Origin of the sequence: Streptomyces sp. NPDC004111 (assembly GCF_042874215.1) — a bacterium.
In the GTDB taxonomy this organism is placed as follows: domain Bacteria; phylum Actinomycetota; class Actinomycetes; order Streptomycetales; family Streptomycetaceae; genus Streptomyces.
The window spans coordinates 204,721-218,148 of sequence record NZ_JBIAMU010000011.1 but is presented as its reverse complement, the minus strand read 5'-3'; the positions used below and the strand labels follow the sequence as shown (position 1 = coordinate 218,148).

Below are 13,428 nucleotides of genomic sequence, written 5' to 3'. Positions count from 1 at the left end.
TTGCGGGCCCCCGGGCGGCGCGGTCGACTTCCCCGTATGAGCACCGACCAGCCGCCGCCCGGCGTGCCGCCTGAGAACGACCCGTTCCAGAAGTACCCGCCGCCGCCTCCGCAGGGCGGTGGGGGCAACCCCTACGACAACCCGCCGCCGGGGGGTGCGGGCGGCCCGCTGCCCCCGTACGGCGGAGGGCCGTACGACGGCAACTCCGGCGGATACGGGGGCGGTGGCTATCCGGGCGGCTACGGCGGGAGCGACCCGCTCGCCGGGATGCCGCCGCTGGCCTCGGTGGGGAAGCGGTTCCTGGCCCGGTTCATCGACCTGCTCATCGTGGCCGTCCCGCTGGCGATCCTGGGCATCCCGTTCGGGACGTACAAGCGGATCACCGAGACGACCGACGACTTCGGCGACACCATCACGCAGGTCAGCACCGGCAACGGGCTGATCTTCCAGCTGATCTCGCTCGCCGTGTACCTCGGCTACGACGCCCTGATGACCAAGAAGAACGGTCAGACGCTCGGGAAGCGGTGGCTGGGCCTGCGGGTGGCGATGCTCAACGACGGCAGCGTCCCCGCGTCGAGCGCCGCCTGGACGCGCGCGGCGGTGCTGATGCTGCCGGCGCTGCTGTGCTGCCCCTGCCTCTGGTGGCTGATCAACATGGTGATGATCGGCGTCGACAAGCCGTACAAGCAGGGCATCCACGACAAGGCCGCGAAGACCGTGGTCGTGACGGTCTGAGGACCGGTTAGCCGCGCAGCGAGTGCCCGCCCACCGAGGACCGTTCGCGCGGACCGGGGACGGGGAGCGCCTGGCGGGGCTCGCTGGGGGCGGTCGGCGGATGCGGCACCGCACCGGTGTCGGAACCGTCGGCCGCCCTCGCCGTCCTCGGCATCGGGACCGTCATCGCCACCAGCAGACCGAGTCCCAGCGCCGCACAGGCGATCACCGCGATCCAGGCACCCGAAGTGGTCTGTGACAGCAGCAGCATGGCGAGCGTGGAGAAGACGACGGTGAGCGCGCCGTAGGCGCACTGGGCGACGGTCGGAAGGGGGAGCCGCTCGGGGGGCCGGTGGTTCCCTGGGGTCTGGCGTGTCCGCAGCATGGTGTCCGTCCTCGGAGCACGGGAAGGGGGTCGCGGGGTCCTGGCTGACCCTATGACCCTTGGTGCCCGCGCGCAGCAGCCGGTAAGCGTGACCTAACCCACGGTGCCGATGCATGGGGGGCGCACGGTGTCATGGCGCGTTCCACCCACTGAGACGCAAGCGCCCGTACAGGAAGGACCCGCCCGGCGTCCGGAATCCGGAGCGAACCAACTTCCTAGCGTGCATGACGAGTTCAAGTCAAGGTCTGTCTTTTCTCTAGCATCTCCGGTCGAATGTCGTCACTTGTGACGCGCGGAGTGGCCGGACCCCCTCACCCTTCGGGTCGGCGCCCGCCGGGGAGGACACCACCAAGTGACCAGAAACAGACGGGCCTTCAGAGGCGCCGCCGTACTCGTGGCGCTCGCGGCGACCGCCGCCACCGCCTCGACCTTCGCCACCGCGCAGGCGGCCGGTTCCGCCGGGCCGGCGGCCCCGGCCTCGGTCGGCCACCAGGACCCCTCGGGAGTGGACGGCGCACGGCCCCAGGGCAAGGGCGACAAGGGCCACGTCATCGAGGGCCCGTACAGCCGGCAGCAGGCGCAGCAGCGGCAGACCGCGCTGGAGGAGGTCCTCAAGGGGACCAAGAAGGCGGAGAAGCGCGGCAGCTCCAGCGTCGTCAAGCTGGCCGACAAGAAGTACGTCGAGCTCGGCCGGGAGCGCACCGACCAGATCTTCACCATCCTGGTCGAGTTCGGCGACAAGGTCGACGACACCACGATGTACGACCCGGACGGCAGCGGCCCCAAGCCGCCGGTCAAGAAGTACGGCGGCACGCCCGGCCCGCTGCACAACCAGATAGCCGAGCCCGACCGCACGAAGGACAACTCCACCGCCTGGAAGAAGGACTACAACCAGGCGCACTTCCAGGAGCTGTACTTCGGCGAGGGCAAGGGCGTCGACTCCCTCAAGACGTACTACGAGAAGACCTCCTCCGGCCGCTACTCGGTCGAGGGCAAGGTCTCCGACTGGGTGAAGGTCGACTGGAACGAGGCCCGTTACGGGTCCGACTACTGCGGCAGCAACAACTGCCCCAACGTCGAGGACCTGGTCCGCGACGGCGTCAACGCCTGGGTCGCCAAGGAGAAGGCGGCCGGGAAGACCGACGCCCAGATCAAGACCGACCTGCAGAAGTACGACCAGTGGGACCGCACCGACCACGACAACGACGGCAACTTCAACGAGCCCGACGGCTACATCGACCACTTCCAGGTCGTGCACGCCGGCGAGGACGGCTCGGCAGGCGGCGGCGCGCAGGGCACCGACGCCGTGTGGGCGCACCGCGGCTACGCGTACGGCCGGGACGACGGCGAGACCGGCCCCGCGGGCTTCAAGGCGGGCGGCACCCCGATCGGCGACACCGGCATCTGGGTCGGCGACTACACCGCGCAGCCCGAGAACGGCGGCCTGGGCGTGTTCGCCCACGAGTACGCCCACGACCTCGGTCTGCCGGACCTCTACGACACCACCAACTCCGCCGAGAACTCGGTCGGTTTCTGGTCCCTGATGTCGGCCGGCTCCTGGCTCGGCAACGGCAAGGACGAGATCGGCGACCTCCCCGGCGACATGACCGCCTGGGACAAGCTCCAGCTCGGCTGGCTGAACTACGAGAAGGCGAAGGCCGGGAAGACCTCGCTGCACAAGCTGGGCGTCTCGGAGTACAACACCAAGAACCCGCAGGCGGTCGTCGTCGAGCTGCCGAAGAAGAACGCCACGACCACCATCGTGAAGCCGGCCCAGGGCGGCAAGCAGTGGTGGTCGGACTGGGGCGACGACCTGTCCAACACGCTCAGCCGCGACGTCGACCTCACCGGCAAGTCCAAGGCGTCCCTGGAGCTCCAGGGCTGGTGGGACATCGAGGCCGACTACGACTACCTGTACACCCAGGTGTCCACGGACGGCGGCGCCAGCTGGAAGTCCATCGACGGCACCGCCGACGGCGAGACGATCACCCGGGACGGCGGCGACAAGCCCGCGCTGACCGGTGTCTCCGGCAAGTACAAGAAGCTCGTCTACTCGCTCGACGCCTACGCGGGCAAGAAGATCGGCATCCGCTTCCGCTACAAGACCGACGGCGGCGCGGGCGGCAAGGGCTTCGCGGCCGACGGCATCAGCGTCCAGGCGGACGGCGCGGCGCTCTTCACCGACGACGCCGAGGGCGACGACAACGGCTGGACCGTCCGCGGCTTCCAGCGGGTCGGCGAGTCGGTCAACGGCGACTTCCCGCAGTACTACCTGGCGGAGAACCGCCAGTACGTCTCGTACGACCGGACCCTCAAGGTCGGCCCGTACAACTTCGGCTTCCAGAAGACCGCGCGCCCCGACTGGGTCGAGCACTACGCGTACCGTCCCGGCCTGATGATCTGGCAGTGGGACACCTCGCAGCGCAACAACAACGTCAGCGAGCACCCCGGCGAGGGCCTGCTGCTGCCGGTCGACGCGCACTCCAAGCCGCTGAAGTGGCAGAACACCGGCAAGCTGATCTCCAACAAGATCCAGCCGTACGACGCCGCCTTCAGCTGGTACCCGAACCCGGGCTTCACCCTGCACAAGGAGGGTGTCGCGACCAGGATCCCGGCCCAGCTCGGGGTCCCGTACTTCGACGACCGCAAGCACAGCTACTGGTCGGCCGAGAACCCCACGGGCAGCGTCAAGACAACTGACACCAACACCCGCATCTCCATCGTCGGCCAGCCCCCGAACGGTCAGACCATGTCGATCCTGGTGAGCAAGTCCGGTCGCTAGGACCCACATTTTCAGCCATTAACGCAGGTCAGAGCATGATCGGCCGTCGCCCCTCTAGCGGGCGGCGGCCGATCGCGTTTAGATGCCTCTTACGTACTCGTTATTGACGCGACGTCTTACGGGCCGTCGTGCGGGGGAGTGATCAGTATGTCCGCAGGAGGTTTCAACAGACTTCCGAACGGGAGTGTCGTGGTGGCACTGACCCTGCCCAGACCCGGCCAGGACGGCCCCGGAGGCTGCTCCAAGGTCCGTGTCCTCGTCCACGCGGTGAACCGTGCCCGAGCCCTGACCAGGCTGCGGAACCTCGGTCTGCGCGCGGTCTACCTGCGCGGCAACACGGAGCCGCCGACCCCGGACGAGATCACCGCGGTCCTGCACCACCCGGACGGCCTGCTGTGGCGCGCGGCCCCGGGCTCCCGGGAGGAGCTGTGGCACCCGATACGGGCCCTGCTGCGCCCCGCGGTCGGCTAGCGCCGCGGTGCCGCCCGCGGGGGCCCCGCCGCGGGAGCGCGCCGGTCCACGGACCGGCGCGAGCGGCCCCCGCGACGCGCCCGGGACCCCGGGCGGCGGTCCCGGACCACCGGGCGGCGGGCCCGCACCGGGCACCGGGCGGCGGGATCAGACCACCGGCTTGCCGGTGAGCCGGACGCCCGCCGCGCGCAGCTCCTCCAGCGCGGCCTCCGTGGTGGAGGCCGCCACGCCCGCCGTCAGGTCGAGCAGGACGTGCGTGGTGAAACCTTCCCGCGCCGCGTCGACGGCCGTGGCCCGGACGCAGTGGTCGGTGGCGATGCCGACCACGTCGACCTCGGTGACGCCGCGGGCGCGCAGCCAGTCCGCCAGCGGGACACCGTTCTCGTCGGTGCCCTCGAAACCGCTGTACGCGGCCGAGTGGGCCCCCTTGTCGAAGACCGCCGCGATGGCCCCGGACGCCACCGCGGGGGCGAAGTTCGGGTGGAAGCCGACGCCCTCGGTGCCCGCCACGCAGTGCACCGGCCAGGAGCGCACGTAGTCGGGGTGGTCGGAGAAGTGGTCGCCGGGGTCGATGTGGTGGTCCCGGGTGGCGACGACATGGCGGTAGCAGGCCTGCGACTCACCGATCAGATCGGTGATCGCGGCGGCCACGTCCGCCCCGCCCGCGACCGCGAGGCTGCCGCCCTCGCAGAAGTCGTTCTGCACGTCGACGACGATCAAGGCGCGGTGCATGGCTCGTTCCTATCTGGCGGGAGCGGAAGCGGGAGCGGCGGCGCGAGCGGGGGCCGGCGCGAAGTCCCGTTCTCCCGAGGGTAGAGACTTCGACGCCCGCGGGGGAGTGGGCGTCCGCGGTATCCGGAACGGGTGGCCCGTACAGCTGGTCCGTACGGGCCGCCGGGCCGGACGGTGCGCGGGCCGGTTCACACGAACTCGGTCGGAATGACCGGCTCGCCGCGCGAGAGCTGCACGGCCGACATCGGCAGCCCGCCGCGCGCCCGGATGTGCCGGGCCCGCGCCTCGTCCAGCGGCTCGTGGGCGACCACCTCGCCGCCCTTGACCAGCTCGACCTGGAGCTGGTGGTCGGCCAGCCCGGCGGGGACCGGACCGGTGCCGACGACCTCGGCCTCGGCCACCCCGTACTCGTCGGGCCTGCGGGCCGCCCACTTGCGGCCGCCGCGCGAGGACTTCGCGCCCATCGACTTCTTGGCCACCGGCACCAGCGGCGCCCGCGGATCGGCGGAGGCCGCGCGGGCCACCAGCTTGTAGACCATCGAGCAGGTCGGGTGCCCGCTGCCGGTGACCAGCTGGGTGCCGACGCCGTACGCGTCCACCGGGGCCGCCGCCAGCGAGGCGATGGCGTACTCGTCCAGGTCGGAGGTGACGACGATGCGCGTCCCCGTGGCCCCCAGCTCGTCCAGCTGCTGGCGCACCCGGTGCGCGACCAGCAGCAGGTCGCCGGAGTCGATGCGCACCGCGCCCAGCTCGGGCCCCGCGACCTCGACGGCGGTCCGTACCGCCGTCGCGACGTCGTAGGTGTCCACCAGTAGCGTCGTGCCGCCGCCCAGCGACGCCACCTGCGCCTGGAACGCGTCGCGCTCGCTGTCGTGCAGCAGTGTGAAGGCGTGCGCGGAGGTGCCGACGGTGGGGATGCCGTAGCGGAAGCCCGCCGCCAGGTCGGAGGTGGAGGCGAAGCCGCCGACGTACGCGGCGCGCGCGGAGGCCACCGCCGACAGCTCGTGGGTGCGGCGGGCGCCCATCTCGATCAGCGGCCGGTCGCCCGCCGAGGCCGCCATCCGGGAGGCCGCGGCGGCGATGGCCGAGTCGTGGTTGAGGATCGAGAGGATCACCGTCTCCAGCAGCACGCACTCCGCGAAGCTGCCCTCGACGCGCAGCAGCGGCGAGCCCGGGAAGTAGACCTCGCCCTCCGGGTAGCCCCAGATGTCGCCGCGGAAGCGGTAGGTGGAGAGCCACTCCAGGGTCGGCTCGTCGACGATCTCCTGCTCGTGCAGGAAGGTCAGCATGTCCGCGTCGAAGCGGAAGTTCTCGACGGCGTCCAGCACCCGGCCGGTGCCCGCCACGACGCCGTAGCGCCGTCCGGAGGGGAGCCTGCGGGTGAAGACCTCGAAGACGGAGCGCCGGTCGGCGGTGCCGCCGCGCAGCGCCGCCTGGAGCATCGTCAGCTCGTACTGGTCGGTGAAGAGCGCGGTGGAAGGGACGTCCACCCGTCGGCCCCGCCCGTTCTTCCAGGGAGCGTCGCGGTGGTGGTCTTCTTCCGGCAGCCCAAGGTCTGCTGTGTTCATAGGACCGGATGCTACCCCTGATTTCGTCAAAGTGACGAAATCTAGGAGCCCGTTTGTGCGACCGCCCGCCCGCGGTGGCAGCATGGGAAGGGTGAGTGTCGCCCCCGTAGAGATCGAACGCCCCGAATCGGCCGAGGAGACGTCCGTCGTCCCCGAGCCGGACACCCCCTGGGTGACCCTGGTCCACAACGACCCGGTCAACCTCATGAGTTACGTCTCGTACGTCTTCCAGACGTACTTCGGCTACTCCAAGGAAAAGGCAAAGAAGCTGATGCTCGACGTCCACCACAAGGGCCGGGCGGTCGTCTCCGCGGGCACCCGCGAGGAAATGGAGCGTGACGTGCAGGCCATGCACGGGTACGGACTGTGGGCGACCCTCTCCCAGGACCGCGGCTGATGCCCGGATACTTCGAGGCCGTCCCGGGCGGCGGCGCGGCCGTCGCCATCGACGCCGTCGAGACGTCGATCCTGCGCTCGCTGGCCGTGCAGCTGCTGGAGCTGATCGGCCCCGGCGAGGAGCCCGCCGTCGGGGAGGACCCGCTCGCCGCGCTCTTCGCGGAGGGCCCGAGCGAGGCGCCCGCCGACCCGGCGCTCGCCCGGCTGTTCCCCGAGGCGTACGTCGACCCGAGGGCCGAGCCGGACGAGGAGCAGCGGGCCGCCTCCGCCGAGTTCCGCCGCTTCACCGAGAACGACCTGCGCACCCGCAAGCGCGAGGACGCCCTGTCCGTCGTGCGCAACCTGGACGCGCTGGCGTCGGCCGCCGACGAGGAGGGCGGCGGCGGCCTCGTGCTGAAGCTCTCGCCCGACGAGTCGCGGCGCTGGCTCGGCACGCTCAACGACCTGCGGCTGACCATCGCCTCGCGGCTGGAGATCGTGGACGAGGAGGAGAGCGAGGAGCTGTACTCGCTCCCCGACGACGACCCGCGCAAGCCGATGGTGATGGCGTACCTGTGGCTCGGCGGGCTCCAGGAGACCCTGGTCGAGACCCTGCTGCCGTAACCCGACAGATCCCGCAATTTCAAGCAGTGGTAGGCAAGCGTTCGCTCAGCGGACGCTCAAATCCGAATAACGATCGGGTCACCTCCCCTGTGCGCTTTGCCGCCACAGGGGAGTTTTGTCTGCTTTTTCCTGTGCAATAGGGCACAAAGTCCCTTGCTGATCATGACTTTGGTCGTGATAGATCTGCACGACCGCCACGGACGCCACCCCTGTCCGTGGGGGCGCTGAAGCCGGCCGAACGCCGGCATGCACTCCACATCCGGGGGCAGTGAAGCCCCTCAAAGGATCGTCACAGTCGATCCGAGCCGCGAGCGGGAGCCCGGCCGGGTCGGCATGGAGAAAGGCGCACCACCATGACCTCAGCGCAGGTCGACCAGCGGCACGACGGCGGCAGCGGGGCGAATGGGGCCGAAGGCACACCGTCCGGCGAGAGCGGCCACAGCGAGGGCTACCAGCGTGGCCTCGGAGCCCGCCAGATCCAGATGATCGCCATCGGCGGCGCCATCGGCACCGGACTCTTCCTCGGTGCGGGCAAGGGCATCTCCAAGGCGGGCCCCAGCCTGATCCTGGCCTACGCCATCGCGGGTCTGGTCATCTTCTTCATCATGCGGGCGCTCGGCGAGCTGCTGATGTACCGCCCGGTGTCCGGCTCCTTCTCGGAGTACGCCCGCGAGTTCATCGGCCCCTTCATGGGCTTCGTGACCGGCTGGACGTACTGGCTCTTCTGGGTGGTCACCGGCATCACCGAGGTCACCGCGGCCTCCGAGTACATGCAGTACTGGACGAAGGACGCCTCCGGCTGGATCAACCAGCCGCAGTGGGTCTTCGCGCTGATCTTCACGGTCGTCCTCTTCGGCGCCAACCTGATCTCGGTCAAGCTCTTCGGCGAGCTGGAGTTCTGGTTCTCGATGGTCAAGGTCACCGCCATCATCGGCATGATCCTGATCTGCGCCGGCATCCTCACGATCGGCTTCTCCGACGCCGGCGACACCGCCTCCGTCTCGCTGCTGTGGTCCGAGGGCGGCTTCTTCCCCAAGGGCATCGGCTCCACGCTGATGACCCTCCAGATGGTCATGTTCGCCTTCCTCGCCGTCGAGCTGGTCGGTGTCACCGCGGGCGAGTCCAAGGACCCGAAGACGGTCCTGCCCAAGGCCATCAACACCGTCCCGTGGCGCATCGCCGTCTTCTACGTCGGCGCGCTGATCATGATCCTGTCGGTCGTGCCCTGGACCCACTTCAAGCCCGGCATCTCCCCGTTCGTCGCCGCCTTCGAGAAGATGGGCCTGGGCGTCGGCGCCGCGATCGTCAACTTCGTCGTCCTGACCGCGGCCCTGTCCTCCTGCAACTCCGGCATGTACTCCACCGGCCGCATGCTGCGCGACCTCGCGCTCAACGGCCAGGCCCCGAAGTTCTTCACCAAGCTGACCGCCCGCGGCCTGCCGCTGGCCGGCACGTCCTTCTCGGCCGCGCTGATGCTGGTCGGCGTGTGGATCAACTACCAGTGGCCGGGAGAGGCGTTCAACTACGTCGTCTCCTTCGCGACCATCTCCGGCATGTGGGCCTGGATCATGATCCTGATCAGCCAGATCCGCTACCGCAGGCTCTCCGACCGGGGCGTCCTGCCCAAGTCGTCCTTCCGCGCCCCCGGCGCCCCGTGGACCAGCTGGTTCGCGCTGGCCTTCATCTTCATGGTCATCGTCCTGATGGGCATCGACGAGGACGCCAGGATCTCCCTGTACTGCGCGCCCTTCTGGGCCCTGCTGCTGGGCGTCTCCTACCTGGTGATGAAGAACAAGCCCGGTCAGGGCGGTCCGGCGCACGAGCCGGCCGGCACCCACCACCGCGGCGGTCACGACACCCCGCACGACCACAACCCGGCCTCGGACAGCCCCGGCAACTCCGCCTGACCCAGGCGCACGTCTCACCATCCGGTCCCGCCCGTACCAACCCTCGGTACGGGCGGGACCGTTTGCATATCCTGGCCCGCATGCTGACCCTCTCCCAGGCCCTGTACGACCAGATCGTCGCCCACGCGCGCGCCGACCACCCGGACGAAGCCTGCGGCATCGTCGCGGGCCCGGAGGGCACCGGCCGCCCGGAGCGCTTCGTCCCCATGCTGAACGCCGCCCGCTCGCCCACCTTCTACGAGTTCGACTCGGGCGACCTGCTGAAGCTCTACCGGGAGCTGGACGACCGCGACGAGGAGCCGGTGATCGTCTACCACTCCCACACGGCGACCGAGGCCTACCCGTCCCGCACGGACGTCACCTACGCGAACGAGCCCGGCGCGCACTACGTGCTGGTCTCCACGGCGGACACGGACGGCCTGGGCGAGTTCCAGTTCCGCTCGTACCGGATCGTGGACGGCGTGATCACCGAGGAGGAGGTCCGGGTCACCGCCTGACCGCGGACCCGCGGCGCGCCGGTAGCGGGTGCGCACCCGCTACCGGCGGGCGCGCGGCCCGGCCCGCCCGCCGGGCCCCTCGCACGGCCGCCACCCCCGGGTGAGACACTGTCGCGACCCGGGCGGCAGCCCCAGGAAGCCGGTGCGAATCCGGCACGGTCCCGCCACTGTGACCAGGCCCTTCCGGGCCCGGAAGCCAGGAACTGAACTGCCGCCTTCCATCCGTACAGGGGACGAGGAAATCCCCCAAGGAGGCACATCCGCATGTCCTGGCGCACCCGGGCGGCCCTCGTGGCCGCTGCCCTGCTCCCGCTCACCGCCTGCGGCACGAGCACCGCCCCCACCGCGGACAAGGCGGCCCCGGCCGCCCCCGGCTTCCCGTACATGGTCGAGAACTGCGGCGTGAGAACCACCTTCACCAAGCCGCCTGCCCGCGCCCTGCCGATGAACCAGCACGCCACCGAGGTCCTGCTGGAACTCGGCCTCGCCAAGTCCGTCACCGGCACCGCCTACCTCGACGACAAGGTGCTGCCGAAGTACGCGAAGGACTACGCGGCCCTGCCCGTCGTCGCCAAGGAGTACCCCTCCAAGGAGAAGCTCCTGGCCGCCAACCCCGACTTCGTGTACGGGGGGTACGCCTCCGCCTTCGACCCCAAGCAGGGCCGCTCCCGCGAGGACCTCAAGAAGTCCGGCATCGAGTCCCGGCTCAACATCGAGTACTGCACCAAGGGCAGCAGCGCCGTCGACGACATCTACCGGGAAGTCACCGAGACCGGGCGGACGTTCGGGGTCGGGGCCCGCGCCGAGGCATGGGTCTCGGAGGCCAGGCGGATCATCGGCGACACCGAGAAGCGGCTCAAGGGCGTCGCACCGGTCGACGTCTTCGCGTACGACAGCGGCGACAAGACCGCCTCCACCACCGGCGGCAAGGGCATAGCCAACGAGATGATCACCCGGGCGGGCGGCCGGAACGTCATGGCCGACGTGCCCAAGTCCTTCACCGACGCCTCCTGGGAGCAGGTCGTCACCCGCAAGCCCGAGGTCATCATGATCATCGACTACGGGTCGACGACCGTCGAGCAGAAGAAGAAGCGGCTGCTGGAGGACCCGGCGCTGAAGGACGTCCCGGCCGTCAGGAACAAGAGGTTCGCCGTCATGCCGCTCTCCGAGCTGGTGGTCGGCGTCCGGGCCCCCGCCGCGATCGAGAGGCTGGCCCTCCAGCTGCACCCCGAGCTGAAGAAGTAGCGCGGGCGAGCCGGCCGTGAGCTGCAAGACCCCGCCCGCCAAGGGCCCGCTGCGCTACACCCTCGTCCTCGGCGTCCTCGCCGCCGTCCTCGTGGCGGCGATGGTCGCCGGGCTGGCCCTCGGGCAGGTCCGCATCCCCGCGGCCCAGGTGCTCGACATCGTCACCGGGGGCGCCGAACCGAGCCCGTTCCGCACGATCGTCCTGGACGTGCGGATGCCGCGCGTCCTGCTCGGGGCGATCGTCGGCGCGGGACTCGCCGTGGTCGGCACCGTCCTCCAGGCCCTGGTGCGCAACCCGCTCGCCGACCCGTACCTCCTCGGCATCTCCTCCGGGGCGTCCGCGGGCGTCGTGCTCGTCATCGTCTTCGGCATCGGCAGCGGCCTGGGCCTCGCCACCACCGTCACCATGCCCGCCGGAGCCTTCGCCGGGTCCCTGCTGGCGCTCGTCCTCGTCTACACGCTCGCCCGCCGCGGCGGGCAGATGACCGGCACCCGGCTCGTCCTCGCCGGGGTCGCCGTCGCGTACATCCTCTCCGCCCTCACCAGCCTCGTCATGGTCACCTCCGCCAAGCGCGAGCACTTCCAGGAGGCCGCGTACTGGACGCTCGGCGGCCTCGGCGGCGCCCGCTGGGACATGCTGCTGCTGCCCGCCGTCGTCCTCGCCGCCGGAACCTGCCTGCTGATCGCGCTCGCCCGCCCGCTCGACCTGATGCTGGTGGGGGAGGAGGGAGCGACGGTGCTCGGCCTGGACACCTCGCGCTTCCGCGCCGCGGTCTTCGTGCTGACCTCGCTGGTCACCGGAGTGCTGGTCTCCGTCTCCGGCGCCATCGGCTTCATCGGACTGCTCGTGCCGCACGCCGCCCGGATGCTCGTCGGCGCCTCGCACCGCACCCTGCTGCCCGTCGTCGCGCTCGCCGGAGCCGCCTTCCTCGTCCTCGCCGACCTCGGCGCCCGCGTCGTGGCCGAACCCCAGGACGTCCCCGTCGGCATCCTCACCGCCCTGATCGGCGGCCCGTTCTTCCTGTGGCTGCTGCGCCGCCGCCCCGAAGGAGCCCCGGCATGACCGTCCTGCGCACCGAGGCCCTCTCGTACGGCATCGACGGCCGCCACCTCGTCGACTCCGTGGACATCGAGGCGGGGGCGGGCGAGACCGTCGGCCTCGTCGGCCCCAACGGCAGCGGCAAGACCACCCTGCTGCGCTGCGTCTACGGCACCCTCGCCCCCACCCACGGCCGCGCCCTGCTGGACGGCGAGGACCTGCACGCCATGGGCGCCAAGGCCCGCGCCCGCCGGCTGGCCACCGTCCCGCAGGACGGGCAGGCGGTGTTCGAGCTGACCGTGCGCGAGGTCGTCGCGATGGGACGCTCGCCGCACAAGAGGTTCTGGGAGGCGGACACCGCAGCCGACGCGGACCTCGTCCGCGAGGCCCTGGAACGGGTCCGGATCGCCGGCCTCGCCGACCGGGCCTTCCCCTCCCTCTCCGGCGGCGAACGCCAACGCGCCCTGGTGGCGCGGGCGCTGGTGCAGCAGCCCGCCCTCGTCGTGCTCGACGAACCGACCAACCACCTCGACATCCGCTACCAGCTCGAAGTCCTCTCCCTGGTCCGCGCCCTGGGCACCACCAACCTGCTGGCCCTGCACGACCTCAACCTCGCCGCGTACTACTGCGACCGGCTCTACGTCCTCGACGCAGGCCGGATCGTCGCCTCCGGCACCCCCGAGGAGGTCCTCACCCCCGACCTCCTGGAGCGGGTGTACGGGGTCAAGGCCGAGGTCCGCGTGCACCCGACGACCGGCGCCCCGACCGTGGTCTACCTCCCGCCGTCCGCCTGACGGACATCTCCCGCTCGCCATGTGAGATCACATGCCGGGATCCGGGCCGGGAATCTATACGATGACCGCATGGTTCCCCATGACGTGACAGCGAAGACGACGCCGGGCAGCGCGCTGCTTGTGGCGCGCCTGCACGTCGACCTGTGCCGGCTCGACAGCACGCTCTGTACGACCGCCTGACCGACCCGCACCTCTGCGAACGATCCGCAACGCCCCCGCGCGGGGGAGGACGACCTGCCGCGCGCCCGTTGCCGCAAAGACCCCCGACTTTCGCGCACGTACTCCCGAGAAGGAG

Annotated in this window: 13 protein-coding genes and 1 riboswitch; of the genes, 10 read left to right on the top strand and 3 right to left on the bottom strand. The window is 70.6% G+C overall.

Annotation, left to right across the window (positions count from 1 at the left end):
- Positions 1 to 36: 36 nt before the first annotated feature.
- Positions 37 to 735 (top strand): RDD family protein, encoded by a 699-nt coding sequence (locus tag ACFYVL_RS22625; protein ID WP_389247504.1) that lies wholly within the window; start codon positions 37 to 39, stop codon positions 733 to 735.
- Positions 736 to 742: 7 nt separating this feature from the next.
- On the opposite strand, the gene ACFYVL_RS22620 is transcribed toward ACFYVL_RS22625, so the two are convergent.
- Complete coding sequence (locus tag ACFYVL_RS22620; RefSeq protein ID WP_389247502.1) at positions 743 to 1,099, bottom strand: hypothetical protein; 357 nt, start codon at positions 1,097 to 1,099, stop codon at positions 743 to 745.
- Positions 1,100 to 1,493: 394 nt separating this feature from the next.
- On the opposite strand from ACFYVL_RS22620, the gene ACFYVL_RS22615 reads away from it, so the two are divergent.
- Both ACFYVL_RS22615 and ACFYVL_RS22610 read left to right on the top strand, forming a co-directional pair.
- Positions 1,494 to 3,881, top strand: a complete 2,388-nt coding sequence (locus tag ACFYVL_RS22615; RefSeq protein WP_389247694.1) for an immune inhibitor A domain-containing protein — start codon at positions 1,494 to 1,496, stop codon at positions 3,879 to 3,881.
- 147 nt (positions 3,882 to 4,028) lie between these two features.
- Positions 4,029 to 4,352, top strand: a complete 324-nt coding sequence (locus tag ACFYVL_RS22610; RefSeq protein ID WP_389247500.1) for a hypothetical protein — start codon at positions 4,029 to 4,031, stop codon at positions 4,350 to 4,352.
- Positions 4,353 to 4,499: 147 nt separating this feature from the next.
- Here ACFYVL_RS22610 and ACFYVL_RS22605 read toward each other — a convergent pair whose 3' ends face one another.
- Both ACFYVL_RS22605 and ACFYVL_RS22600 read right to left on the bottom strand, forming a co-directional pair.
- On the bottom strand, positions 4,500 to 5,084 hold the full coding sequence (locus tag ACFYVL_RS22605; protein WP_389247498.1) for an isochorismatase family protein: 585 nt from the start codon (positions 5,082 to 5,084) through the stop codon (positions 4,500 to 4,502).
- 188 nt (positions 5,085 to 5,272) lie between these two features.
- Complete coding sequence (locus tag ACFYVL_RS22600) at positions 5,273 to 6,652, bottom strand: nicotinate phosphoribosyltransferase (protein WP_389247496.1); 1,380 nt, start codon at positions 6,650 to 6,652, stop codon at positions 5,273 to 5,275.
- An 82-nt stretch (positions 6,653 to 6,734) separates the two neighbouring features.
- On the opposite strand from ACFYVL_RS22600, the gene clpS reads away from it, so the two are divergent.
- From clpS to ACFYVL_RS22565, 7 genes are all read left to right on the top strand, one after another.
- Positions 6,735 to 7,049 carry an ATP-dependent Clp protease adapter ClpS gene (clpS, locus tag ACFYVL_RS22595; protein WP_389247494.1) on the top strand — a complete coding sequence of 105 codons (315 nt, stop codon included), beginning with the start codon at positions 6,735 to 6,737 and terminating at the stop codon, positions 7,047 to 7,049.
- Complete coding sequence (locus ACFYVL_RS22590) at positions 7,049 to 7,651, top strand: DUF2017 domain-containing protein (protein WP_389247492.1); 603 nt, start codon at positions 7,049 to 7,051, stop codon at positions 7,649 to 7,651. The genes clpS and ACFYVL_RS22590 overlap by 1 nt, the downstream gene beginning before the upstream one ends.
- Before the next feature lie 353 nt (positions 7,652 to 8,004).
- Complete coding sequence (locus ACFYVL_RS22585; protein ID WP_389247490.1) at positions 8,005 to 9,558, top strand: amino acid permease; 1,554 nt, start codon at positions 8,005 to 8,007, stop codon at positions 9,556 to 9,558.
- Between the two features lie 80 nt (positions 9,559 to 9,638).
- Positions 9,639 to 10,055, top strand: a complete 417-nt coding sequence (locus ACFYVL_RS22580) for a Mov34/MPN/PAD-1 family protein (RefSeq protein WP_389247488.1) — start codon at positions 9,639 to 9,641, stop codon at positions 10,053 to 10,055.
- A 132-nt stretch (positions 10,056 to 10,187) separates the two neighbouring features.
- Positions 10,188 to 10,261, top strand: a riboswitch (cobalamin riboswitch).
- 58 nt (positions 10,262 to 10,319) lie between these two features.
- Positions 10,320 to 11,300 carry an ABC transporter substrate-binding protein gene (locus tag ACFYVL_RS22575; protein ID WP_389247486.1) on the top strand — a complete coding sequence of 327 codons (981 nt, stop codon included), beginning with the start codon at positions 10,320 to 10,322 and terminating at the stop codon, positions 11,298 to 11,300.
- A 16-nt stretch (positions 11,301 to 11,316) separates the two neighbouring features.
- Positions 11,317 to 12,363 carry a FecCD family ABC transporter permease gene (locus ACFYVL_RS22570; protein ID WP_389247484.1) on the top strand — a complete coding sequence of 349 codons (1,047 nt, stop codon included), beginning with the start codon at positions 11,317 to 11,319 and terminating at the stop codon, positions 12,361 to 12,363.
- Positions 12,360 to 13,133: an ABC transporter ATP-binding protein gene (locus tag ACFYVL_RS22565; RefSeq protein ID WP_389247482.1), complete on the top strand. Its 774-nt coding sequence runs from the start codon at positions 12,360 to 12,362 to the stop codon at positions 13,131 to 13,133. The genes ACFYVL_RS22570 and ACFYVL_RS22565 overlap by 4 nt, the downstream gene beginning before the upstream one ends.
- The last annotated feature ends 295 nt before the right edge of the window (positions 13,134 to 13,428 follow it).